This window comes from Bacillus luti (assembly GCF_009739945.1).
GTDB classification, from domain to species: Bacteria; Bacillota; Bacilli; order Bacillales; family Bacillaceae_G; genus Bacillus_A; species Bacillus_A luti.
The window spans coordinates 2,055,282-2,079,986 of the sequence record NZ_CP040336.1 but is presented as its reverse complement, the minus strand read 5'-3'; the positions used below and the strand labels follow the sequence as shown (position 1 = coordinate 2,079,986).

Below are 24,705 nucleotides of genomic sequence, written 5' to 3'. Positions count from 1 at the left end.
TTACTAATTATATAATACTAGTAATTTGTGTTAACTTTAATTTACAAAAATATTTTTTTAAATTTTATAGTATGCCTATCTATAAAAAAGCACTTGTTGCCTTTCGTAGACAATCAAGTGCTTTAAGTTCATATGTTTTAAGTAGCATAAATTTGTAAGATTTATAAGATCTGTAAGTTTTGTATTAACAGTACGACACCTTTTACATGCCATGACAACTACTAAGTTAAAATTGAAGAGTTTGTACGGGTTCTTAGTTTAATATACTTTCCATGTGATTATATTCATCACCCAGTAAAATGTCATCTCACCTAAGCTCGTACTTTGTTTTTTCGACGTACAATGAATTAGAGAAACTATTCAAAGTTGTATAAACTCTACCTACTAAATTAGGATTTTTTTGTTTATATAAAAACTTTGCAACAGAACCTTGAAACTAAACTTCAAATCCAATTACTATCCATTCATCAACTATGTCCCAAAAATTCATATTATATCTAGGCTCTTTATTCGTCCACCATAAAGTCGCATTATCATTATTAGAATTCTTATAATCTACTGCAACATAACCACCCATATCACTTTTAAAGAAACCAAAAGTAGTTTGTAAATCAATTTGTAAAGGTTCTTCTAACTCCTCAATAATACCCCATTCATCATCATCAAAAAAAGTTACATTTTCTAAAGGAACTAAACCCATAGATTGGCTCGCATAAAAATAGAAACCATTATGAACAGTTCGATAAAAATTTCGTATTGTTGAAGGAATCTTATCCCAAGATTTTTCTAGTTCTTCATTATTAAACTCATCTTTGGGATTTCCCCCTCATAATATAGAATTTCACCATTATCTGTTTTAATAGTGTATAAAATTGAATATCTACCATTTATGTCCATAAACTCTACTTCTTCAAGGTGCCTAGACAAATAAGAAATAGTGTTTCTTAATTCCACTCCTACTTGCTCTTTCCATATCGATAAAATACTCTCAACTCTCTTGTCTACGTTTTCTTCTTGAAACAATTCATACCATGAATTTGGTATTTTCCCACAATCAAGTTTATTAATCTCATGGCATGATATAAGTTGTGCATTTCTTTTATATTTTCTTAAAAACCCAAGTTTTTGTTCCATTATGCTATGTTATCTCCTTTATTTATCTATATCCTTTTTTATTTTCTTCAACAAAATCATCAATTTGTTTTTGTGATTTCATTTCTAATTCTTTTTCCTTCTTTATCATCTCTTCTCTAAACTTAGGATCAACTTCAATTTTTTCTTTCTTATAAATTGTCCAATCAGAATAAGATTTAGACCCCTTAGATTTATTGGCTGCTTCACTTAATCCTAAAAAATTCTCTTCATTATTTAAAACCTTAAATTGTTGTTCTTTTGTTAGTTTATCAAAATTCTCCATCTTTTCTATATTTTTCATTGATACGATATGATCAGCTTGAAGTCTATCTGTAATATACTTACCAGGTAAAGCAGGGTCAGGCGTTCCTATTTTATCCTCAATGCCCTCATTAACTTTTTCCCGTAGCTTTGCAGTAGGCGTTCCATCTCTTAATTCATCATATAATTCCTTTGAGATTCTTCTTTCTCCGTATCGAGGCGGTGTTCCAATATCACCCGTACCCTTAGTGCACTTATAAAATTATAATTCTCTTTTCACTTTTCGTTCTAAAATCAAAAAAGTACTCTTCTTCTCTTGTAAAACAAGCAAGCACTAAGTTAAATAAACAAAAAAACAGACCAATTATAGTGTTATCTGACTATAATCGGCCTGTCTAACGTAGCATTATTACGTTAAATAATATCTATAATTCTTACTATAAACCAACATTTACCCTGTTTATATCTAAAACATCTGAGATACCTTTCTCATTCATTTTTTTAAGTAGGTACTCATAACCCTTTTCTAACGCCAGATTTCTTTCTTCTTCATAAATAGGAACAAGTGTATAAATATTTATATCTCCTTGTTCAACTTGAACTTTATCTAGTCCGAATTCTTTGGGACGACATACCATTATACATGATAATTTTGTATTCGATGCAAATGGTTGTGGGGGTTCTCCATTGGGAAGAATAACTCCTTCAGCAAGCCATCCATCATAAATATGTGGAATATGAGCTACTTTCCTTAACCATTCAAGAGGCCAATAATAGTTTTTGTCCTCCATATTCTCTTTCCCAACTATCCAACTCGAAGGCAATTTCAATAACAATTCTGCATATTTAAACTCGCTTTCTTCATTTGAATAACCCATAGGTACATCACTCATACCTGTAGTTACCAGAGTTACAAAATCTTTATTCATTGACGGAGAAATTATATGGATATTGACTGAAACTTTACTACCAGGAACAATCTCAATTATAGTATTTTGGATAGTTCCAAAGTATTTAGTTACATGCTCTAAGATTTCATCATGATAATCTTGATTATTATCATTTACTTCGGTTATAGTAGTATTCAATTCTTTTTGGTTCTCTAATAACTTTACAATTTCTAATTGACCCTGTTCCCTTGCAAAAGTTAATGCATCTATATCTTTCATGGATTCACCACTATATTTAACTTTTGTATCTATCCCACTCTCAATTAACAGTTTTGCAATATCAACATGCCCATTACTAATTGCACCAAACAATGAATTCCTTTCGGGCTCACTTGTGTCCATATCAGCTCCACATGACAATAAATATCTTACTATATCAATATGCCCTTCAGAAGCAGCTTCGTTTAATGCTCCACCACCATATACACCACCTAACGTATTTATATTTGACCCAAGTTCTACTAGTTTTTTTACTATATCCAACTTCCCTCTAGAAGCAGCAACGTGAAGCCATGTCCCAAAAGGTGTCATCATATTTAAAAGTTCTTTATTAGAACCAATTAATTCAGCCACCTCTTCAACATTGCCATTTTTTATAGATGACCTGATTTCTTTTGCAACCTGCTTACTATCCATCTTAATTACTTCCTCCTTTTTGCAATATCTCCAAGTTTATTAAGCATTTCTAATATATCATCTCTATCTCCACCAGCATCTCTTACTTTTTTTAGGTTATCAACAACATTTCTAAGCGCTTCAATACCATGCTGACCTTTAACCCTATTGGGAGCCCAAACAAGATTTTCAAGTCCTAAAATCGGATCAATATCATATTCCTTTAATATCTCTTGCCCCTCTTTAACTAATTCTTTTTGGGCTTTTCCATTTCCCTTTTTAAATACAATATGATGCGTATGCGGATCATACATATCTTTTGGAGGATCTCCTATATTCTTTTTTAAATAAGCTCCATAATCAATTTTGTCTACATCCTTAGTAACCTTACCCGTACCCTTAACCCCACCACTCTCCAAATTCGAGATCCTACTCTGAATACTCGCCTTTGAGGCATCATGGGCTTCTTGGAATTTCCCGCTATAGTTCGTTCCAGATCTAACGACACTTCCATCTGGCAGTATTTCTACACCTTTAACGAATGGGATTACGGAGTCCACACCTTTGGCTAATGTATTTTCAATTATATAATACTAGTAATTTGTGTTAGCCCTAATTTATAGCATGCTTACCTATTAAAAAAGCACTTGTTGCCCTTCGTAGACAATCAAGTGCTTTAACTTCATATGTTTTATAAGTAACATTAATCCGTCACTATTCTTTTTTCAATAGTCCAATCTTTATCACCAAGATCTTTGTCATTACCGTGGACAAATACTATGATAAAACCACCTTTACCTAGTTACGCTTCAAAGCCAATTACAATCCACTCATCTACATAACTCCAAAAACTGATATTATATTTGGGCTTTACTTTTGCAGACCAAAAGGTAGCAGTGTTATCAATACAATTATTATAATCTATAGCTACGTAGCTCCCCATACCATTTGTGAAAAAGCCAAACGATGAATCTAGGTTGATTTTTATAGGCTCTTCTAAATCATCAATAATACTCCATTCAATATCCTCGTCCCCAAGATATGTTACTGATTCAAGTGGAACTAAGCCCATTGATTCACTCGCATAGTAATAAAATCCATCATGAACATTTTCATAAAAACTTCGAATTGAAGCAGGTATTTTATCCCATGCATCCTCCAATTCTATGTTTTTTTGTCCCTTTTGAGGATTACACCCTTCGTAATATAATATGTCTCCTTTGGAATTTCTTATTGTGTATAAAATCGAATAAGCCCCTTCTACATCCATAATTTCAACATTTGTTAGATGTTTATTTAGATAAGAGATCGTATTCCGTAATTCAGTCCCTACATTTCCCCCCCCATATGTTCAGAAGTAAATCAATTCTCCCTTTAATATCGTCATTATAAAACAGTTCTCTCCATTCAATTGGTATCTCATTATCATCCAGTCTACTAATTTCATCGATTGTTAATATTCGTACATTTTTATTGTACCTTTTTAAATAATTAAGTTTTTGATCCATCTACTATTCATCTCCCATTTTTCTTTGTTTATTAAAGTCGTCAATCTGTTTCTGTATCTTTCTTTCAAGTTCTTTTTCTATAACCATCATTTTTTCCCTAAACTTAGGATTAACCTCGATTTCTCCCGGTTTCCCCTTCTTATAGTGCGTCCATTCTTCAAATGATTTAGATTGCTTTGAAGTGTTTGCAGATTTACTTAATCCTGTAAAGTTTTCTGGGTTATTTAAAACTTCAAGTTTTTGGGCTTCTGTTAAATTCCCAAAGCCATCCATCCTAGCAATTCTATCCATCGAAACAATATAATATGATCAGCTTCCAATGCACCCTTAAATGTTTTCCCAGGAATGGCCTCATCTTGGATTACTGATTTTTTATCATGGCCCTCATTTACTTTATCTCTCAATTTCTGTGTTGGTGTCTGACTTCTTAACATATCATATTCTTCGTCTGATATTTGCCTATCACCATATCGAGGTGGTGTGCCAACTTCACCCGTACCCTATGTTGTAATCTTAAACCCTCACAATAAAAAAGCAAACCATGTAAACCCTTATTAAACTACTTCTTTTTCTTCCACTACTGGCAACTCATAAGCTGTTTTATATTTCATCATGCCATATACAATGTTTACAAGCCTTCTCATAATACATACCAATGCTTGTCCCTTTGTTTTTCCTTCTTTTAGTTTCTTCTGATAGTACACATGAAACACTGGATTTCGTGGCATCTTACTGCCTTTTGCTACTTGCACTTGCTGTACTGCTAAATTATAAAATAAAGCGTGTAACGCCCTGTTTCCTTGTTTGCTTTTATGTGTCTTACCTTTCCCACCAGAACCAAAGTAAACAGGCGCAATCCCCGCAAATCGTGCTAATTTATTGGCATTTGGAAATCGTCTTATATCTCCTATCTCAGCTATTAATGCTGATGCCGTCACAAGTTCTATTCCTGGCATCGTCTCTAATTGATAATCTAGTAGATTTACTAGCTGTTTTAATTCTCTTTCGATGTATTTCATTTCCTTCTTTTTAAACTCAATCTCCCGTACAATACTTCTTACTAAAAAGTTTCGCATTTCTTGATACTCTTTCATTGTTTGTCCATCTTCTTTTACAAGCCTTAATATTTCGCTTGCTTTCTTTACCGAACATGTATTGTTGCTAACATCTAATAAAAAAGCTGTTAATTGCTTTATATTCGTCCCCTCTAAACAAGAGGGTGACGGATATTGCTGCCAAAACGCTAATGCTGTTTTCCCATCTAACTCTGAGAAAAACTTTTTATAGCTTGGATAATGATGGTTTAATTGAATATGTAATTGGTTCTTTAATGCACTTTGTGCTTTTACTAATGCATTCCTTCTTGAAACCAATTGTTGTATCGACCAAAATAAATCGTTTGGCTTTGCATCTGGCAATTGATTAAATTTGTTTACCAATATGCGTGCTACACATTCCGCATCCCAACTATCACTTTTTTGTGTCGTCACATGGCTTTTTCGCTCTAAAAATGATAAAGCTGGATTTACTTCTTTCACTACTTGTTCATGATCTACTAAATATTTCGCTAACGCTCTTCCGTAACCACCAACATCCTCTAAACCAAATACAACTGATAAATCATCACTAACATATGTCTCTACTTCTAATAAAAACTTCGAAAATGCAGATGGTTTATTATCAAATTGTATTTCTCCTAATTTTTCTTGCCAACAATTAATAATAACAGCCGTATGCTGCTCCTTATGTAAATCTACTCCTACATACAAATAGTTCTGTCTATTATGCATAACTCATCCCTCTATTCAATGATTTAGTCATATATAAAAATGTCGGCAACCTTAGTTCGAGCGTTCATCTTCCGATGCGCATAGGTACGCAAGCCTATCCATTTTTCATAACTCTAGTAGTATGTATAGTAAAATGAGCTAATTTTTTAAGTGAGTTTATAAAATAATTGCTGGATGTTTCCCATTTGTTTGTATTTGCCCGTATGTATATACCCCTCGATAAAAGTTCTCTCGGTCTAACATACGTTTCACTTGCACTTTCGTAAACAACTTTCCTTTCTCAGTACAATACCCTTCCCTATTTAGTCGTTCTGCCAATTGAGTTAGCGACCAATGTTTAAAAAATTGTCTTAATTCAAATAGTCTACGTACAACTATCGCTTTCTCCGCATCTACCTCTAACACTTTTTGTCCTTTCTTTACTCTATAACCAAACATCACACCGCCCCCCGCATATCCACCTTGTTCTGCTTTTTTCTTTCTGCCTCTACTTAGCTTTAATGCAATTTCAAGACGTTGGTATTGGTCTAATAGCTCTAACATGCCATTTACTAAAAAGTCATTTGGCTCATGTGCATATATACTGTAATTTGGTTGTTCAATTGCCTTCACATCTACCTCATATTTCTTTAGTTCTCTTTGTATTAACACTTTTGCCATATCAGAGCGCCATAACCGAGATGTATTTAGTACAATAACTTTGCTTACTTGATGACACGTCATATCTGACAGTAATTCTTGTAAGCCTTCACGTTCAACTGTTAATCCATCTTCATCTACTGTTGCTCCGCTAATTCCTTTATCTTCGTATATGTGAAGCAGCTGTAGCTTATTTTCAATGCAGTACCGTTCAATTTCTTCTACTTGATACGTTAGGCTATACCCTTCACGTACTTGTCCTTCTGTTGAAACTCGTACATAACCAACTACTTTTTCTTCCATATTAAGTCCCTTCCCGTTACAGCAATTAAAGTCCCTGTAACGTTTACCCGTTTTTTGCGGATAACATGTGTGCATAACGTCCATCCGTTAAAACGTACTTTACGATGACTTCAAAAAGTAACACAACCCTTTATTTTTTCCTCTACTATCGTCGTACACTGTTCACAGCCACTACAGTCTATAAAACAACAATAAAAATTTAACACTTAATGCACTTATAAAATTATAGTGCTCTTTTAAATTTCTACGCTAAAACGCAAAAAAGCACTTGTTGCTTTTAATTGACAATCAAGTGCTTTAAGTTCATATGTTTTTAAGTAGCGTAAATTTGTAAGTTTTGTAGTAACAGTATGACGCCTTTTGTACATCATGACAAATACTATATTAAAACTTACGAGTTTGTACGAGCTTGTTAGTTTAATATACATTCCATGTGTTATATTTATCGCTCGGTAAAATGTCATCTCGCCTAAGCTCGTACTTTATTTTCTATTCTATCATTGCACATAACACTCTATGATGGTACAACCATCATGGAGTATTTATTTTCAAACGCCCTATTATTTTTTCTGTCTTTCATTTAGTTAAATAGGATTATTCGGAAATTCACTATGATATTTATCGATTAACGCTTTATATTCTCTATCATTTGGTACTTCTCCTAAGTATTTATTTTTCCAAATAATCATTTGGTCACTAAAACCATATTCTGTATCGAACCAATTTGTATAATCATAATGCATCTTAAATTTCCCACTACTCTCAAGAGTCATTGTAAAGGAATACCAAAGTTCTTGCTGATTATCTTTAAAAACATTTCTTAGTTCGTCGCTCAACTCAAACAGCTTTCTTTTATTTTTTTTAAATTCTTCTTTATCAATAGCATAGTTAAATGGGATTTTCACACTATAATTAAAGCATTGTCTATTTTCAGGTGTATTATAAAAAAAGTACGTCCCCCCTCCAGTTTCCGATATCTGAGCATAAAAATAAAATTTCTCCCATTCTTCTGGAATCATTTCATTAACCGTTTCAGCTATTTCTCTATACAACTTGTTCATTTCTTTTTCCACTTTAATCAACCTCCTGCGCGATTTCTAATCGTTTTCTCAAATATCCCTTTTCCTTCTATTTCATAAACTATTTCAAAATAATTTGGTCTTAGTGACGTTCCTTGATAAACTGGTTCAATCTTTACTGTTACTTTTTTAGGAGGCTTTCCACCTAACGCATTAGCCCACTCTTGCTCCATATTATACCACTCTCCACCAGAGCGATTAATTTGTCTATTTTGAGCAATCAAATTATCTATATCTCCAGAACCATGGAATTGAGTTCCTATCAAGTGGCCACCATCATCATCAGGTAACCTATCTTCACGGCCTGCTGCCACTTGCATTCCTTTGTTTCGTTTTCCTTTTTGAAGTATTAATTCTCCTGCCTCAACATCTACTATTCTACCAAGCTCATCTGTTGTATATTTATAACCATCCTCGGTAACATAACGCACGTTTGGTGCCAGTTCTTTTCTTCCATTTTTCCCTTTAATAATGTGCTTCCCAAGGTCCCCCTCTTGTATTTCCGTTATCTTAGGAGGATTACCCGTACCCTTAGCAAGTTGATAAGCGTCATCCTTAGCTGCCGTACTTGCCTTTGAAAACTTTCCGGCTACTTCTCCAACAGTTGAAGATTCTATATAAGGAAGCTTCATTCCTATTCCAGTATCCACCATCCTAACTGCTACTGGAATAGGAGTATTTTTCATAGCATCTAGCGCATTCTTTAAAGTCTTATTTTCCTTAAGCGATTGTACCACATTTCCACCCAAATTTGGATTGAAACCAGGGATTCCTTCTTTGAATTTTAATAATTTCGCTAAATCAGCTAATTCATTCGTGCCTTTGAATGCTTTTACTCCTTTTCCTACTGCTCCAACAACTGGGATTGCGTCTAATCCGCCAAAAATAATGTTTCCTACCCGCTCTTCTTGGCTCAATTTCCTATGTGTTCCCCAGTCTTCTCCGTCGATACCACTTTTTATTTGTACAGCGCCGTATACTACTGCGGCAGCGGCCCCGAGTGGTGGGCAAAGGATTGTTGTGATGATGATTCCTACGCCTATTCCTATGTCTCGCACCATTTCTAGTTTTTTCTGTTCATCTTCTATCGATTTGTATTCGAATCCTCGTGTGGATGGGACTACTTTCTTGTATTCTTCATAATTTAGTTTTGCATCTGGGTTTTGTTTTTTTAGTTCTTTGTACTCCGCTCTCAGTACGTTATCAAATGCGGGTGAATCTTTAAAAATATCTTCTACTGTTATTTTATCTTTCTTCTTCTGTATTGTTTGTGGTACACTTCCGTAGCCCGCATGCGCACCTGGTAATACTGTCGTTGTTGTAGAGCCAATTCGGTTATTTGTTTCAAAACTGAGAATAGATGTATCTCTCATTTTTTGAGCAAATTTATCCATTTCTACTAAAAAAGGTTTATCTATATGTTCAGAGACTACTCGCCCTGCTTCTCCGCAATATTTTTGTAATGTCGTATAACTATCAAGTAATTCCCTGATTTTTTGCGATTGATCTTTAGGATTAAAATGTATGCTACCATCCGAGTCTAAATCTCGTATTCTTCCATCAATACTTTTTAATAATACATTCGCTTCCCTTACTTTCATGAGTGCATCTTTTGTAATTCGATTCATACCATCTCCCATGTTTTGCCATGGTTCAGGTCTATATTTCACATCCATCTCGTTTTCATCCCCCAGCCGTATGGTGATTTCTACAACTTACTTAATATTTCACGTAATTGTTCGTCCTTTTCAAGCATTTCTACACATACATTTCCTACAACTGTCGCTGACCTAGAATAGTGTTCAGCCAATTCTAGTGTTTTGTGTAATATATCAGGATATTTTTCAATTACTCTCATCGCTTCACCTTTTTGATAAAAATCACAGCTTAATAAACTCTCAATATTCGTTCCAATGACGTCTACATGGATTTTATATATATTTTCTAACTTCATTACTATATCAAGTAGTTCTTGAAAATTAACTAATACTTCTTCTCCACCACCAGAACCACTATCTCCCATTGATACTTGCATTATTGAATACCTCCTAACGAGAATTGTCTCGGGTCAATTAATTTTTTATATGGCATTTTTAACACGTCATACAATTTCTTATTAACCGCATAGAGGCTCACCCAGTCATATCGATTACGATCTACATCTATTTGAACGAAATCTTCTTCTTCAGTGAAATATAAGAAACATTCCCATTTTCCTTCTCTATTACTTCGAGGCCTCGTATACGTTTCTATCGCTATAACGTCTTTATTTGATAAATCTTTTCCCTCAAATGTTTGTTGTTCTGCCTCTGTCATTCTCTTTGAGAAAAATGTATCTTCTATTTCCCTCGGTTCTCTCAATAAGAAAGGAATGCGTGTTAATAAGGAAAAATATACGTCCGGTTTTGGTATGTAGTCGATTTCGTATTTTTTATTTGGCTCTATTTCTGTTAATACAGCCACTCGGTCTTTATCCTCTTTCAAAAAGCCAATTAACAAGTTATTAATTCTCGTATATTCGTGACAATTCTCATATTCCTTTAATAGTTCAATCATTTGAAAAGCTGCAGGGGTAATTCCGTTTTCACTTGTAAGTAAGCCTTTTTCTTTTAAACTCGTAGTTGCTTTCGTGACACATTCTTCATCAAGTAAAATAATTACGTCACGATTCGGCAATCCAAATATATCTGTAACTCCAGCTGCACCTGCGAGAACATATAATTCAGCAGGTGCAAAACTCATTTCTTTCCCCATTCTTTTATCCCTCATTTCTCCATCACAGTTGTTTTATTTCCCTTACTTCCGATCTATCTCCGTACGTTTGAATACTTTTATCTAACTCTTTCAAAGCTTTCGTATGCCCTTCAAATGCCTCTACCATTTCTGAATTATATTGAATGATCAAATCAAGATAACTTAAAAAAGCATCTCTCGTTTTTCCATTCCATTTCGCACCTGTGACATATGCTTTTAAGTCTTTCGCTTGGTTTAAAGAATCCTTCATACCATTTTCAATGTTTTGTGCGTAAGAAATGGCACTTGCAGTGTTACTTCCTATAATTTCAACCTCTTTACCACTCATGTTAGTTCCCCCACATTCTTTGTATGCTTAATGGATAAGATTTTCAAGTTCCTTTTTCTTTTCTTCAAAAGCCTTGGTCGCAGCAGCGTATGCTGACGCTTTCTCAGATTCTGCTTTCGCTTTATATTCCAAATACTTTGCATAAGCTGTACCTTTTGCAGATCCAACATCGCTTAATGCACTTTTAAAATAGGATACTAATGTATTTAATTCTTCATCCTTTTCATGACGTTTTTGTTCAAATTCAACTGCCGGAATTTTATTAGCTTCTAAACCATTACTTTTACTCTCATACTCTCTCTTTGCTGATTCAGCATCTTGAATTAATTGTTGTAACTCTCTTTCTTTATCTTTTAAATAATCATGTAAATCATCATACCGATCTCGTTTCCTCGCGCTTTCTGTAAAACCCGACGCATTTAAAAAAGCATTGTACAATTCATCTAACATCTTTCTCCCCCTTTAGCACAATAACTATGTAGTTAAATTCATATATTTAAACATGAATATTCATTACATTAAGAATTAACAAATAATTATTTTTACATATCGCTATTTTATCAAAGCAATTTTAACATTTCCATATTTTATAAAAAGCTTTCGTATTTTTCTTCAATTAAATAGCAATGAATATTTATCATCTAAAAATTATAGTTTTATATAGATTATTGAAATTTTATCCACATTAAGGAAATGAATGACAAATGATCATCATTAACATGTTATAATTTCGATGTATACATTTAATTGTATTAGATGTATATGTGTAATACGTATGTTTAATAAAGTTAAATTAAACTGGGGAGGCTTTCGCTAATGGGCAAGAAAACAAGCAAAGCTAAAAAAATTTTCGGATTCGTGATCACCACAGCACTAGCAACTACAATGATGGTAGGCACAGCAAACGCACAAACAACTACGAATAACTATAAAGTAGCTGGCAATGCGAACACTGTATTTACAGATGTACCAAAGGACCACTGGTCAAAAGATGCTATTGATTACTTAGCAGCAGCAGGACTTTTTAACGGATATGGAAATGGCAAATTTGGTTTTGGGGATAATATTACTAGAGGCCAGGTAACTTCTTTAATCGCTCGTCATTTAGGTTTAACAGCAAACAATGAACAGAGCAATATGTTTAACGATATTAAAAATCATATGTTTGAAAAGGATATTAAAGCTATTGTACAGGCTGGAATTATGACAGGTGATGGAACAGGTGCTTTTCGTCCAGATGATGCATTAACTCGGTATGAAATGGCAGTAGTATTACAAAAAGCATTTCAATTACAATCAAAAGGCCAAAGTAACTTTAAAGATGTACCTCAAGATCATTGGGCCTATAAATTTGTAAATACGCTACGTAGTAACCGAATATCCTACGGTGATGAGGCAGGTAATTACAATGGCAACACGCTTGTGAAACGTGAGGAGTATGCACAATTTTTATATAATTCAATAGCAAAAAATAGAGATTATAATTTCAACATCAATTCAAAAGAAGAAATGAAACAAATGTTAACAACAGCTTTAGAGAATGGGACGTTTGGTCCATTTAAATTAAATGCATTGGGTAAAGATCTATCTGACGTAAAAAAAGAATATGGAGTGCCTGATGTTTTGAAAAAAGCACCATGTACAGAATGTGATGCACCTAATATAGCAATATACGGCGATTATAATATTGACATGTACCCTTCGGACGCTAGATATATATGGGCAAAAATGGATATATCTATCAATGAATTAAAAGAGTGGTTTGGTGAACCAGATGGAATTGGAGAGGATATGACTAGTGAAGGCTTCATATATAATCGAGGAAGCTATTCTCTTTATTTCAGCTTCTCTGATGGTTATATTCAACGCGCTGAAATATCTAAAAGTGAACATCATTAATACGTTACAAGCAATATAAAATATATAGCATAAAAAAATCCTTCAAGAACGTGCCTTTTCTTGAGGGATTTTATTTTGTTCCTACCTATTTAACATAATACAAAGCTATAAAACTCCTACTGATTAAACTTTATTTTTCTTGATGCTCCGCATCCCATTCACTTAAATACGTTGCATATTCTAGTTCATCTGGATCATAATCTAGTATAGAAATAAACTCTAATTTATTTCCATCACAATCTAAAAAATATACGCTTGCAGCTGGCATCCACCTTTGAACAATCGGCTCTTCATTTCCTTTCCCCTGACTTCCTATCACCTCTATTCCACGCTCCTCTAACCACAATTTAGAAGTCTTTAAAAACTCTAAATCTACACGAAAAGCGAAGTGTTTCATCACAAAATCTTCATTAGCATGTACTTCCCATAATCCAAGCATTTGTTTTTTATTTTCTCCCACCCAAATGAAAGCAACTCGCCTTTTCAATAGTTTTTTTGCTAATGATAAACCTAATTTATTTTGATAGAAATTTATCGCCTTTTCTAAATTTCTTACATGTAAATGAGTTTTATATATGCTTTGTATCATTATATCCATACCCCCTTTCATATTTTTATAATACAAATACATATGTTTTAAATCATCCTACTTTTGTATAATTATTCGTTCCTACAAAGGTATAAATATGTGTCTTTATAGTTCATGTCCCCGCGCCGAAATTCTGTCCATTACGGACTTTTCAATTTACTTTTACATTTTTGTATAGCAACCCCTTCCGCATGAGCTTATTTTTTGTGAATTGTAAAAAAACCACCCAATTCAAATGAATTGGATGGCTCTATACGACAAAAAGAATTTGCTATTCGGATTACTTCAATTTCCCCTCAAAAACAATCTTTCTACCGCACGGTTCTACTTCTGTTTTGCCGTCTTTCTTCACTTCATGAAAGATTGGCTCTTCCATGCGACGAGACGGTGCGTAGCCTTCTTGTTCCATGCGTGCTAAGCAGTCTGTAATTGTTTCGTTTTCGAGTACTTCAAATTTCTTTTTATTAGGTTGTTTTGTCATGCCCTAACCTACTTTCTATTTTTCTTGATGCGAATTGATTCTTCATGTAGATCATATATAACATTGCGAGAGTTCCTATTATAATCATAACCGCAATGAAAAAGCTTGTATACTGTATTTTTTCTATAAATAAGCCTCCTAATACAGGCCCCATAATACTTCCTAAACTAAAGGCGATTCCAGATAATATATTACCTGCTGGTAGTAAGTGTCTCGGTAATAAATCAGTCATAAATCCAAGTCCTAAAGAGAAACACGATCCAATGACCATACCAGCTAACAGCATACAGGCAAAGACGATCCAGTAATATTGATCAAATACGGCTGCGAGCAAGAAAATACCCGTACTTATACTGAACGTCCACGTTAATATACGGTCTCTTCCATATTTGTCACTTAATATACCGAGCGGAATTTGTGTAATGATGCCCCCAACTGCAAACGCTGGTAATAAGAAGGATACTTCTGAAACAGACCATCCTTTTCGAAGCGCGTATACTGGTAAGTTACTGTTTAACATTGCTTCCAGTACGCCATATGCAAGTGGTCCTAGTAACGCAATCCATCCTAATCCAACAACTTGTTTATAACGAGAAAATGATGATTCATTCTTCACTTCTCTTTCATCTTGCGCTGGGAATGCATTTTTCGTTGGTAATAGTAAAAGCCAACCGATTAAACAAAGTATAGTAGATATCATAAACGGCGTTGCAAGACCGTACTGAACAGTGCTCGCTAAATACGGACCAACGGCAAAACCAATTCCGAAGAATACACCGTATATCGATACTTGTCTCCCTATTTTACTCGGATCGGACGTTGTCGTGATCCACGTTTGCGTTCCGACATGAAGCATATGATCTCCGACTCCAACTAGAAATCTAAGGATAAACCATACCCAAAATGAAAATGTTTGAGTAAAAAAGAATAATGAAATAATAACGAGAAACCCACCAATAACAATTATCGGCTTCATTCCAAACTTCTGCATCGGTTTTTCAAGAAACGGCGAAATAACTAATATCCCAATGTATAATGCCGTCGCATGAATACCGTTAATACTAGAACTAACCCCTTCTTGTTCAAAAATCATTGCAATGGCCGGTAAGAGCATACCTTGTGACAAACCCGAGATTGCTACAATCCCAACCATAATCCAAAAAGTAAAACGCATCGACATCCATTTCCCTCTCCTTCTCACGCTTTCCACTTTTCATTATAAACTGTTTCTGCAAATACGTGTACGAATATTCACAATAAAAAAAGAAGCTAAAAGAATGAACCTTTTAGCTTCTTATCCTTCCCAAACTTGTGCTTTCACATTGTAATGAAAATGCTTAAAATATGGATTTTCATAAAATGATGGTCCATATAAGTAATGATGTGCATGAGCTGTTAGTAGCTGCGGCATTTGCATAGGAACTATAGTTTGTGAAACTTGCATATACATCGGATCAATCATTATTTTTGTATATAAATGATGATTATATGGTGACTGTGCAATTAAGATTGGATGGTGCATTGATATTCTCCCCTTTTACCTACAATGTTATAGTATATGCAATACGTTTCATCTCGGGGATTATTTCTGTTCTAACCAATCCTCTACATGCTTGATAAACACATCTAAACAATCAATAAACGGTGAATGACCACAGTTTTCTAATACCTTTAACTCCGCATTCGGCAAATGTTGCGCTAACTCTTCACCGACTACTTGCGGTACGACGTAATCTCTGTCACCTTGTATGACGAGTGTAGGAGCTTTAATGCGATGAATTTGTTTATTTCCCTCTACAACTCCATTATGTTCATTCGAAATATTAAATGTAATAAGCGCATAATTCACATCTACGAAATTACGCTGCGTTAACATATCATCTAAATACTTTTCATAACGATCTGGTTCAGGTTGATTATGTGTGTATATTAATAGATTCCATACTGTACGGTAATATAATTTATTCATATTTTTTATCGCGTCTAGTACTGGAGCAATTTGGATCGGATCTTGCGCGATTTCCTCTTTCGTTTTTAATAAACTAGTGACGATCGGTTGCCCGTTAATATCTTTTTTAAAGATTGGGTACCCTTTCATCCCTACTGATTCTACTAAAATTAACTTTTCTACAAAATTCGGGTGATTTGCTGTAAATTGCATCGCAACACCACCGCCCATTGACCAGCCCATTAATGAAAATTTCTCTAGTTTTAACCCGTCGATAAATAGTTTTACATCTTCAGCAAAGTCTTGTAATGAATCTATCGACTTATTATATGTTGATTTTCCAAATCCTCTTAAATCAAGAGCGTAAATATGATATTGACCTTGCAGTTTTTCAATGACTAAATCCCAGTGTTGTGACGACGTCATGTTCCCATGAATGAGTACAAGAGTTTCTGTATTTCGCCTTCCAACTTCCTGATACGCAATCGTTTCTCCGTTCGATAGTGAAACAAACTCCATTGTTGCAGGCTTAATCATCACAAGTTCCCCCATTCTTTTCAATAGAAAGAAAATTCTTTATTTAATTAAAGAATACCATGTAGAATGTATGTTCTCAACATAAAACCTCTACGAAATTTTTACATAAATCAACATGTCTATTACTAGACAATAAGAATAAAAAGGTATATAGTTAGCTAGGTAACTAATTTGAAAGGATCAAACTATATGGACGAAAAACAACATTTTTTTCACATTGTCAGCCAGACTTCTCGAAAGTTTACGAAGAAGTTTAATGAACGCGTATCTCCAACTGGGTTGTTTAGTGCACAATGGGCTGTAATTTTTCGCATTAATCAAACTGGATCTTGTACCCAAACAGAATTGTGCCAGTATTTAAATGTTGAATCGCCAACGATGACTCGTACGTTAACACGTATGGAAACGATGGGTTGGATTATTCGTACAGAAGGAAAAGATCGCCGTGAGAAACTCATTTCTTTATCAGAAACAGCGATAAATATGATTCCGGTGTGGCAAGAAGAAGTTGATGCTTTCGAAGAAAAGACGCTAGAAGGTATTAACGAAGCTGATTTACACCAAGCATTTCAAGTGTTACAACAAATTATTAAAAACTTAGATTAAATTGGAGGGATGACGATGCAAAGTGAAAAACTTTGGACAAAGGATTTCCTCGGAACTTGTTTTAGTAGTCTATTTCTCTTTTTAACATTTTACATGCTTATGACTACTCTACCCGTCTATGTAATAGACGGCCTAAAAGGAAAACCTGAGGAAATTGGTTTAGTTGCAACTGTTTTTCTTATTTCATCTGTTTTATGTAGACCATTCACAGGAAAATGGCTCGATGATTTAGGAAGAAAGAAAATATTATTTATTTCACTTTCATTATTTTTAGCCGCTACTGTTATGTATTTCGGTGCGCAAAGTTTATTTTTATTACTTGCCCTTCGCTTCTTACATGGCATTGGGTTCGGGATGGCAACTACTGCAACTGGTACGATTGTAACTGATGTGACACCAGCTCATAAACGTGGTGAAGCACTTGCTTATTACGGCGTATTTATGAGTCTGCCAATGGTAATTGGTCCTTTTTTAGGTTTAACAATTATTTCCCATTTTTCATTTACTGTACTATTTATTGTTTGTTCGGTATTTTCATTACTCGCATTTTTATTAGGATTAGTAGTGAATATTCCTCATGAGGAACCAGTAAGCAAACAAAAACGAGAAAAGATGAACTGGAAAGACTTAATTGAACCTTCTTCTATTCCAATCGCTCTAACAGGATTTGTTTTAGCCTTTTCTTATAGTGGCATTTTATCCTTTATTCCTATTTATGCAAAAGAGCTCGGTTTAGGAGAGGTTGCTAGTTACTTCTTTATTGTTTACGCACTTGTTGTTGTAATTTCTCGTCCATTTACAGGAAAAATCTTTGATCGTTTCGGTGAAAATGTACTTATTTATCCAGCTATCATTATCTTCACAATTGGAATGTTCGCTTTAAGTCAAGCGCAAACCCCGTTTTGGTTCCTAAGCGCAGGTGTATTAATCGGTTTAGGCTACGGAACATTAATTCCTAGCTTCCAAACGATTGCAATTACTGCCGCTCCAAACCATCGACGCGGTTCTGCGACAGCTACTTACTACTCGTTCTTTGATAGTGGTATTGGCTTTGGTTCTTTCATTTTAGGTATCGTAGCTGCAAAATCAAGTTATCATAATATGTATTTTATCGCAGCTATTATCGTTGCGTTCACTTTACTTTTATATTATGGATTACACGGACGAAAACAAAAATTCAAGAAACAACGTACAGACGGACAAGTATCCGCTTAACATAAATAAGGAAAGTAAACTTCCCCGTTTACTTTCCTTATTTTGTATTTCATTCAATAGAAGCGTATACTTATAATAGAAATAAAAAGGAGGGACCTATATGAAACTAAAAAAATCTCCCCTACTCTTACTCATAATTACATTCATATTTGTAATTACAGGGCTCGGTTTCACTTACTTCAAACATAATAAAACAATCCCATCGAAAAATAACGTGACGAAAAAAAATTGGTTAGATGATCCGTACTTACGCTGGTCGTATACACATATGAAAGAATTCACCTTAATTAACGAGGTAAATAATAACCCTAATCAAATTTCCCACTTCCCTACTGCATTGCAAAACTTAGACGATTTTGCTGTGGAACGTAGATTCGGAAATACAACGCCTCTAAAAAAACTTTTAGATGAAAACAAAACAGATGCTTTCGTCGTTGTACATAATGGACAACTTGTTTATGAACGATATTTCAATGGATATAAAGAGAGTGAACCTCATGGTATGGCATCATTAGCAAAAGTATTTACCGGGGCAATTATACAATCTCTCGCTGAAGAAAACCGTATTGACTTAGAAAAAACAGCTGACTCATATATAAAAGAATTAAAAAATACACCGTTCGGAAATGCCTCGCTGCAACAATTAATGGACATGCAAGTGTCTGCAGAGTACCCTACTCACGGATACGAACATCCAGCGTTAGAAAATCAAGATGCACAATTATATTTAGCGAGCAATATTTTACCTCGAGGTAAAAACTACGACGGTCCGATGAAAATTTATGATATGTTACGAGAAGCAGAAGAAACGGCACCACCTGGTTCCGATTTTTCTTACGATAACGGCTCAGCAGAAACGCTCGCTTGGGTTATTCGAACGATCACTCATAAATCATTAGCGGAAAATGTTAGCGAACGAATATGGTCTCAAATTGGTATGGAAGAAAACGCCTATTACGTTACTGATGAAACGAAAATAGAACAAGCAAGCGCTGGTTTAAATGCAACTGCTAGAGATATGGCGAGATTTGGGCAATTACTATTAAATAACGGGGAATACAACGGAAAACAAATCCTCCCTTCTTCTATTACTGAAAATATAAAAAATGTCCAAGAAGGTGAACTTGCGGTTGGCCCTGGAGCTTCCATTTCTTATCATAATCAATGGTGGATTCCGCACAATGAACAAGATGCTTTTGAAGTGTTAGGTAGTTACGGACAAACACTTTACATCGATCCGAAAGCAAATATGGTAATTGTCCACTTCTCTTCTAACGCTACGCCAAGTAATGAAATACATTCGGTTTACTCCAATATGTATATTGATATTGCACATCATTTAGAGAAGTTTCCGCAGTAGTGGGAGCTTTTTTATTGGTGTGTTTTATTTACACCAATCCTATAAGTTATTAGAAGATACTGAAACAAGAAATACTATTTAAAAAAGGATCTCTCCTAATAAAGAGAGATCCTTTTCTTATTTCTTCTTCTTTTCTGTCGGTTGACTTTGTTTAGCGAAATTAGATGAATCATCGAAATTTGGTTGCTTTTTTCCAGCATTATTACTTCTACCTTTTCCCATATGTAATGCACCTCCCCTCATCCTTACTATTCCCAATAAAAAATTCCTCTTGCATCCATGAAGATTTTTTTATTGTCTCTTATTCATAATGTCCAACAGTTCTCGTAGTACTTCCAACACTCCCGGTTCTGCCATACCATATTGGATACTTTTAACCATAGTGTTGATGGTGGTCATTATGCTGAGTTTGATAAAGAACAGCTTGCAGATAAAAAAAACCTGTACATTCCATACATGTGAAAGAAGTTTTAGTGGCATTTTGACTCACCCAAGCACATAAAGTAACTAAATACTTGCTTGGTACCTACCTGTTTGTTGCACAAAACCAACATCTCTAGCAATATCTCGTAAGATATTTGGAGATAAGAATCTTTAAAATTCTTGAGCAAATAATTGTAATTCATCAGATACAGAAATAGACATAAAAAACGCTATCCTTTCCTATGTATTTACAGAAAGAATAGCGTTTTTTTATTTTAATTGTATTACTATGAAAGCTAATATACAAATAACATCAATAAACTTGTAACTATCCCAACCCAAATGCAGAGAATGAAACAATACCCCATAATGTCTTTAATTTTCAATCCCAGCACACCTAAAAGAGGTAGTGCCCAGAACGGCTGAATCAAATTTGTCCATGCGTCCCCCCAGCCTACCGCCATAGCGATAGTAGCCGGATCTACACCTAACTTCAATCCTGCCGGAACCTGCAGTGGCCCTTGCAAAGCCCATTGTCCCCCGCCAGACGGTGCCAATAAGTTCACCAATCCCGCTGACCAATATGTAAATATATCAAATGTATCCTTTGACGCAATGGATGCCATCCATTCAATGATTGAGCTTCCCAACCCTGAACTACCTAAAACAGCGATAATCCCCGCATAAAATGGAAACTGTAGAATAATCGGAGAAATGGATTGCGCAGATTCTTTGAATCCTTGTGCAAAGTTACCAAGAGAACCATGCAGGAGCAAACCAAGTGACAAGAAAAACAAATTAATGATATTTAAATCTAAACTACGACCGTTCACGAATTCATAAACACAATACAACGTGCCAATTGCACCTAATACTATTCCTAGAACCGGTGTCCATTCTAGTTTTTCCGCAACAGTTAAATTCTTTTGAGGAGGTTTTACAAAAGAATTTGTATCAGTTTCGGGTGCTTTATAGCTGATAATCCCACTTTTTGGAGCCATAAGTACAATAATAATTGGCATCGTGATGAGTAGAGCGAAAAAAATAATTAGAGTAGAATAACTAAAGATTGTTTGTGAGGTAGGAATAATTCCAATCATATCTACAAGAAAATGATCCTTTGTGGCAATTGTCAGGCCAATAGAACTTGAAAGACCTGCGCTATATAAGGCTGTCGGAGCATAAGCAGCTGCTACAAGTAATGGAAAATGTGCATTCGGATTCTTTTTCGCTACTTCCTTCGCAATGATCGCTCCCACAACTACAGCTAGTCCCCAATTGATATAGTATGCAATTGCACTGATCAAAAATGTCATCGTATAAGCCTTTTGAGGTGTATCGGCTAACTTTGCAATAGACTGTAAGCCTCTATTAATAAACGGGACAGAAGCTAGCGTCATCCCTGTAACCATTAGCAATACCATTTGCATTGTAAACGTTAAATAAGTCCAAAATCCATCCCCCCAAGATTTTACGATTTTGTACGGATTTGAGGGATTCATCAACAAAGCTATAATGAAAGTAAATAAAGTGAGCAGCACCGCAATAACAAAGGCATCTGGGACATATTTCTGAGACCATCTTGAAAATACATTTGCACATCGTGTAAGCAATGATTCTTTCTTTCCTGGTTCTGGATTTGTCTCCAATAAGGAATGTTTCATAAATATTCTCCTTTCTAAATTTTAATAAGGTAAATATAAATAACATTCCACAAAAGAAAATAAAATCCTTTTACACTTGCTGCACACGAATCAACTAGATCTACATTCAAATATCTAAATACCGTTACTTTCAATCTCTCATTTACGATTGATTCCCACGGACGTGGTGCCCTCTTATTAATACATATCATTTTACGTTCATTTCCAACTAATTTTATTAATGAAACATGTTACTCAGTAGTAAAAGCTCCATTTGTACCTAATCCAATAATGACATAGTTTCCTAAATTTACTTCATTTTTTAACTCTTCAACTACAGGAATCTTTATTTTAAATATCCAGGAATAGCTAATTTTCCATTTTATGGTTCGTTGACTACTAATAATGATGTGTCACGTTAACCTGACGTGTATAGAATATACACTAGAAATTTTATTGGATACGCACACAATCTGAATTATTATATTTAATTTTTAAATAGAAGATTAACTGTTATGAACTCATATTTTTCCAAACAAAAGAAATGCTGTCGTAGACTTTTTCCTGCTTTCCCTCCTGTTGTTGTAATAGCTAAATTTCTTTATGTATCTAGTCCTTTCGATAGCACGGTAGAAATTTATAATATTTCTGATCCTACAGCTCCTATACGCGCGGGAGAGTTTGGTGCAGAAGATTTAAATGTTCCTAATGGACTAGCTGTTTTTACGTTATTCAGCTAGTAAGGTACGTTACAACGATTCAACTACCAATAACCTTGATTATGTGAATACAAAAGCCCTCCAGATTACTTAACTAGAGGGCTTTTGTATTCTCCTAAATATTCGTTATGCTAAGTTAACTATTGATATATAGTATTCATTTTTTATTCCTTATCGATTTGCATTCATAATCTTTAATTTCCGTATCATCCACCACATATGGGCAAGGATCTTCTCGAATAAAACGTACTGCATTCAATCCTATCATTTGGGCAGGGATTGATGTATTGCCGTCTGGCAAAATTGGAGAAATGGAAAGATCAGCGACTTTCAGATTTTTGGTTCCAAAGACATTCAGGGATCCATCAAGAACTCCTTCTTTAATATTTTTACCCATCTTACATTGCCCTCCGAAGTGAGTAAAAAGGGAATACGAAGCTCTGACAAAGCCAGCCAATCTAGTCCGCTTTTCATTCTCATCCGGAATTTGGAATATACTTTCATCAGGAAAGACTACCTGATAGATGTCCCCCGGATCGAGTTCACGCGCTCTAACAATCATGTTATACGTCTCAATATATTGATCCACCATGAAGTTTAGATCATCTGGATTTGCCAACGGGTTTAAATCAATAGTTGGATATGCCTCTGGGTCGCTATGGGAAACCATGACAGTACCTCGGCTTCTTGGATTTACATCTACAATTCCAATACTCATAATATTACTAGGTTCTGTCTCATTAAAATCCCAACCATTTATCGCAATTTCCTGACTAGGTACAAAAAACGGAAGTGGGAGGCCTAATAATTGAAGGCGCCGGCCACCAATAGGGTTATTGACTTTTTTAAATGCTCCAAATGCTCCTGGCTGATTAGGATCAGCAGCCAATATCTGAAGAAGTCTTCCTGTTTCCACTCTAATCCCCATACCGACAGAATAATGTGTTTGGAAGTTATATCCGACTTGAGGGCTTTCTACTAAAGTTGATATGCCAGCTTTAGCTAAATCTTCAGGACTACCAATACCTGAGCGTTGAAGTATGACAGAGGAGAATTGGCCTGCTGAGACAATGATTCCTTTTCGAGCATAACTTCGTTGTGACACCCCATTCTTAACATATTGAACGCCAACAGCAATGTTAATTCCTTTTTTTTCTTTAAATAGAATTTTATCCACTGTTGTCTTTGAAAAGATGACCAATTTTCTCTGATCAACTCCAAATTCATCAGCTTGGAATTCATTTCCTTGCGTAACAATTTGATTGTTTAAATAACCGGTTGCTGTCGAGGAACGAACCAATTTTCCGTTTTCCATCTTTTGAATATATTGACCTTTTAGGGTCGTAACATCTCTTATCCCTGTATTGTAATCCTCTTCAATTGGGATATTAAAAACTTCTGAAGCGGCTTGTGCTAAGGTTTGGATTAATCCTTGATTAGGAATGTTTTGTTGTCTAATAAAAATAGGTCCGTTACTTCCACGTTCTTGAGGGCTTTGTGTCATTCCTGTATACGTTTCATTTTTAATAAATAATGAGCGAATACTATCATAATTCCATGCGTTATTATCAACTAATTTTGCCCATACATCATAAATATCACGACTGCCACGTACAGCTAACATCTGATTATGTTCAGAACTTCCACCAATGGCACGACCACTTGACGTTATTAACTGACGACCAATCGTTTGCTCAACTATAGTAGTGACATTAAATGAATGCCTATTATCAGTAGCATTTAAAATAGAAACTATAAGATTAGGACTGCTTAATTCCTCTGTCATGTTTGTTCCTGCTTCAAGAACGAGAACGGAAGTACATTTATCATCCGTTAATTCTTTAGCAATTATCCCTCCGGCAGTACCGGCACCAATCACGATGTAATCAAAAATATATTGTTTTGACATCCTATTATTCCTTTC

23 protein-coding genes and 5 pseudogenes are annotated in these 24,705 nt (G+C 34.8%); 5 read left to right on the top strand and 23 right to left on the bottom strand.

What is annotated here, in order from left to right:
• Window positions 1-436: 436 nt before the first annotated feature.
• The 14 genes and pseudogenes from EUC40_RS10660 to EUC40_RS10595 form a co-directional block, all read right to left on the bottom strand.
• A pseudogene (locus EUC40_RS10660) lies at window positions 437-1,134 on the bottom strand (SMI1/KNR4 family protein).
• Window positions 1,135-1,156: 22 nt separating this feature from the next.
• Window positions 1,157-1,435: a hypothetical protein gene (locus tag EUC40_RS27200; RefSeq protein ID WP_244322189.1), complete on the bottom strand. Its 279-nt coding sequence runs from the start codon at window positions 1,433-1,435 to the stop codon at window positions 1,157-1,159.
• A 397-nt stretch (window positions 1,436-1,832) separates the two neighbouring features.
• Entirely contained in the window at window positions 1,833-2,981 is a 1,149-nt protein-coding gene (locus EUC40_RS10650) for a suppressor of fused domain protein (protein ID WP_156574957.1), read from the bottom strand.
• Window positions 2,982-2,986: 5 nt separating this feature from the next.
• Complete coding sequence (locus tag EUC40_RS27195; RefSeq protein WP_156574955.1) at window positions 2,987-3,547, bottom strand: AHH domain-containing protein; 561 nt, start codon at window positions 3,545-3,547, stop codon at window positions 2,987-2,989.
• A 215-nt stretch (window positions 3,548-3,762) separates the two neighbouring features.
• Window positions 3,763-4,468: pseudogene (locus EUC40_RS10640) on the bottom strand (SMI1/KNR4 family protein).
• Window positions 4,469-4,471: 3 nt separating this feature from the next.
• Window positions 4,472-4,759: a hypothetical protein gene (locus EUC40_RS10635; RefSeq protein ID WP_156574953.1), complete on the bottom strand. Its 288-nt coding sequence runs from the start codon at window positions 4,757-4,759 to the stop codon at window positions 4,472-4,474.
• A gap of 263 nt (window positions 4,760-5,022) precedes the next feature.
• Window positions 5,023-6,258 (bottom strand): IS110 family RNA-guided transposase, encoded by a 1,236-nt coding sequence (locus EUC40_RS10630; protein ID WP_156574951.1) that lies wholly within the window; start codon window positions 6,256-6,258, stop codon window positions 5,023-5,025.
• A 156-nt stretch (window positions 6,259-6,414) separates the two neighbouring features.
• Complete coding sequence (locus EUC40_RS10625; RefSeq protein WP_156574949.1) at window positions 6,415-7,200, bottom strand: recombinase family protein; 786 nt, start codon at window positions 7,198-7,200, stop codon at window positions 6,415-6,417.
• 584 nt (window positions 7,201-7,784) lie between these two features.
• Window positions 7,785-8,273 carry an antitoxin YezG family protein gene (locus EUC40_RS10620; RefSeq protein ID WP_061663665.1) on the bottom strand — a complete coding sequence of 163 codons (489 nt, stop codon included), beginning with the start codon at window positions 8,271-8,273 and terminating at the stop codon, window positions 7,785-7,787.
• Between the two features lie 5 nt (window positions 8,274-8,278).
• Window positions 8,279-9,955 (bottom strand): DNA/RNA non-specific endonuclease, encoded by a 1,677-nt coding sequence (locus EUC40_RS10615; protein WP_156574947.1) that lies wholly within the window; start codon window positions 9,953-9,955, stop codon window positions 8,279-8,281.
• Between the two features lie 32 nt (window positions 9,956-9,987).
• Window positions 9,988-10,314 carry a hypothetical protein gene (locus EUC40_RS10610; protein ID WP_001198201.1) on the bottom strand — a complete coding sequence of 109 codons (327 nt, stop codon included), beginning with the start codon at window positions 10,312-10,314 and terminating at the stop codon, window positions 9,988-9,990.
• Window positions 10,314-11,033 carry a DUF5081 family protein gene (locus tag EUC40_RS10605; protein WP_071712276.1) on the bottom strand — a complete coding sequence of 240 codons (720 nt, stop codon included), beginning with the start codon at window positions 11,031-11,033 and terminating at the stop codon, window positions 10,314-10,316. Before EUC40_RS10605 ends, EUC40_RS10610 begins: the two co-directional genes overlap by 1 nt.
• A 22-nt stretch (window positions 11,034-11,055) precedes the next feature.
• Entirely contained in the window at window positions 11,056-11,361 is a 306-nt protein-coding gene (locus tag EUC40_RS10600; RefSeq protein WP_156574945.1) for a WXG100 family type VII secretion target, read from the bottom strand.
• A 27-nt stretch (window positions 11,362-11,388) separates the two neighbouring features.
• Window positions 11,389-11,811: a hypothetical protein gene (locus EUC40_RS10595; RefSeq protein WP_151627074.1), complete on the bottom strand. Its 423-nt coding sequence runs from the start codon at window positions 11,809-11,811 to the stop codon at window positions 11,389-11,391.
• Window positions 11,812-12,177: 366 nt separating this feature from the next.
• On the opposite strand from EUC40_RS10595, the gene EUC40_RS10590 reads away from it, so the two are divergent.
• The gene (locus EUC40_RS10590) at window positions 12,178-13,260 is read left to right on the top strand and encodes an S-layer homology domain-containing protein (RefSeq protein ID WP_156574943.1); all 1,083 of its coding nucleotides are present in this window, start codon (window positions 12,178-12,180) and stop codon (window positions 13,258-13,260) included.
• 130 nt (window positions 13,261-13,390) lie between these two features.
• Here EUC40_RS10590 and EUC40_RS10585 read toward each other — a convergent pair whose 3' ends face one another.
• From EUC40_RS10585 to phaZ, 5 genes are all read right to left on the bottom strand, one after another.
• Window positions 13,391-13,849 (bottom strand): VOC family protein, encoded by a 459-nt coding sequence (locus EUC40_RS10585; RefSeq protein WP_156574941.1) that lies wholly within the window; start codon window positions 13,847-13,849, stop codon window positions 13,391-13,393.
• 280 nt (window positions 13,850-14,129) lie between these two features.
• Window positions 14,130-14,330, bottom strand: a complete 201-nt coding sequence (locus EUC40_RS10580; RefSeq protein ID WP_000166302.1) for an NETI motif-containing protein — start codon at window positions 14,328-14,330, stop codon at window positions 14,130-14,132.
• On the bottom strand, window positions 14,314-15,510 hold the full coding sequence (locus EUC40_RS10575) for an MFS transporter (protein WP_156574939.1): 1,197 nt from the start codon (window positions 15,508-15,510) through the stop codon (window positions 14,314-14,316). The genes EUC40_RS10580 and EUC40_RS10575 overlap by 17 nt, the downstream gene beginning before the upstream one ends.
• Before the next feature lie 114 nt (window positions 15,511-15,624).
• Entirely contained in the window at window positions 15,625-15,852 is a 228-nt protein-coding gene (locus tag EUC40_RS10570) for a hypothetical protein (RefSeq protein WP_156574937.1), read from the bottom strand.
• Window positions 15,853-15,912: 60 nt separating this feature from the next.
• Window positions 15,913-16,815: an intracellular short-chain-length polyhydroxyalkanoate depolymerase gene (gene phaZ, locus EUC40_RS10565; RefSeq protein ID WP_156574935.1), complete on the bottom strand. Its 903-nt coding sequence runs from the start codon at window positions 16,813-16,815 to the stop codon at window positions 15,913-15,915.
• Between the two features lie 189 nt (window positions 16,816-17,004).
• Between phaZ and EUC40_RS10560 the strand changes: the two genes are divergently transcribed.
• The 3 genes from EUC40_RS10560 (at window position 17,005) to EUC40_RS10550 (ending at window position 19,996) form a co-directional block, all read left to right on the top strand.
• Window positions 17,005-17,421: a MarR family winged helix-turn-helix transcriptional regulator gene (locus EUC40_RS10560; protein ID WP_151627069.1), complete on the top strand. Its 417-nt coding sequence runs from the start codon at window positions 17,005-17,007 to the stop codon at window positions 17,419-17,421.
• A gap of 15 nt (window positions 17,422-17,436) precedes the next feature.
• Window positions 17,437-18,636: an MFS transporter gene (locus tag EUC40_RS10555; protein ID WP_071712268.1), complete on the top strand. Its 1,200-nt coding sequence runs from the start codon at window positions 17,437-17,439 to the stop codon at window positions 18,634-18,636.
• A 100-nt stretch (window positions 18,637-18,736) separates the two neighbouring features.
• A complete protein-coding gene (locus EUC40_RS10550; protein ID WP_156574933.1) occupies window positions 18,737-19,996 on the top strand; it encodes a serine hydrolase domain-containing protein in 1,260 nt (419 codons plus the stop codon).
• A 442-nt stretch (window positions 19,997-20,438) separates the two neighbouring features.
• Here the strand turns inward: EUC40_RS10550 and EUC40_RS27100 are convergent.
• The 3 genes and pseudogenes from EUC40_RS27100 to EUC40_RS27190 form a co-directional block, all read right to left on the bottom strand.
• Window positions 20,439-20,641 (bottom strand): annotated as a pseudogene (locus EUC40_RS27100) (IS4 family transposase); the annotation flags it as partial.
• Between the two features lie 74 nt (window positions 20,642-20,715).
• Window positions 20,716-22,083, bottom strand: a complete 1,368-nt coding sequence (locus tag EUC40_RS10540; RefSeq protein ID WP_156574931.1) for a short-chain fatty acid transporter — start codon at window positions 22,081-22,083, stop codon at window positions 20,716-20,718.
• A 56-nt stretch (window positions 22,084-22,139) separates the two neighbouring features.
• A pseudogene (locus EUC40_RS27190) lies at window positions 22,140-22,406 on the bottom strand (SGNH/GDSL hydrolase family protein); the annotation flags it as partial.
• A 171-nt stretch (window positions 22,407-22,577) separates the two neighbouring features.
• Between EUC40_RS27190 and EUC40_RS27590 the strand changes: the two are divergent.
• A pseudogene (locus EUC40_RS27590) lies at window positions 22,578-22,784 on the top strand (LVIVD repeat-containing protein); the annotation flags it as partial.
• Window positions 22,785-22,938: 154 nt separating this feature from the next.
• Here EUC40_RS27590 and EUC40_RS10535 read toward each other — a convergent pair.
• Complete coding sequence (locus EUC40_RS10535) at window positions 22,939-24,690, bottom strand: GMC family oxidoreductase (protein ID WP_156574928.1); 1,752 nt, start codon at window positions 24,688-24,690, stop codon at window positions 22,939-22,941.
• Window positions 24,691-24,705: the final 15 nt, after the last annotated feature.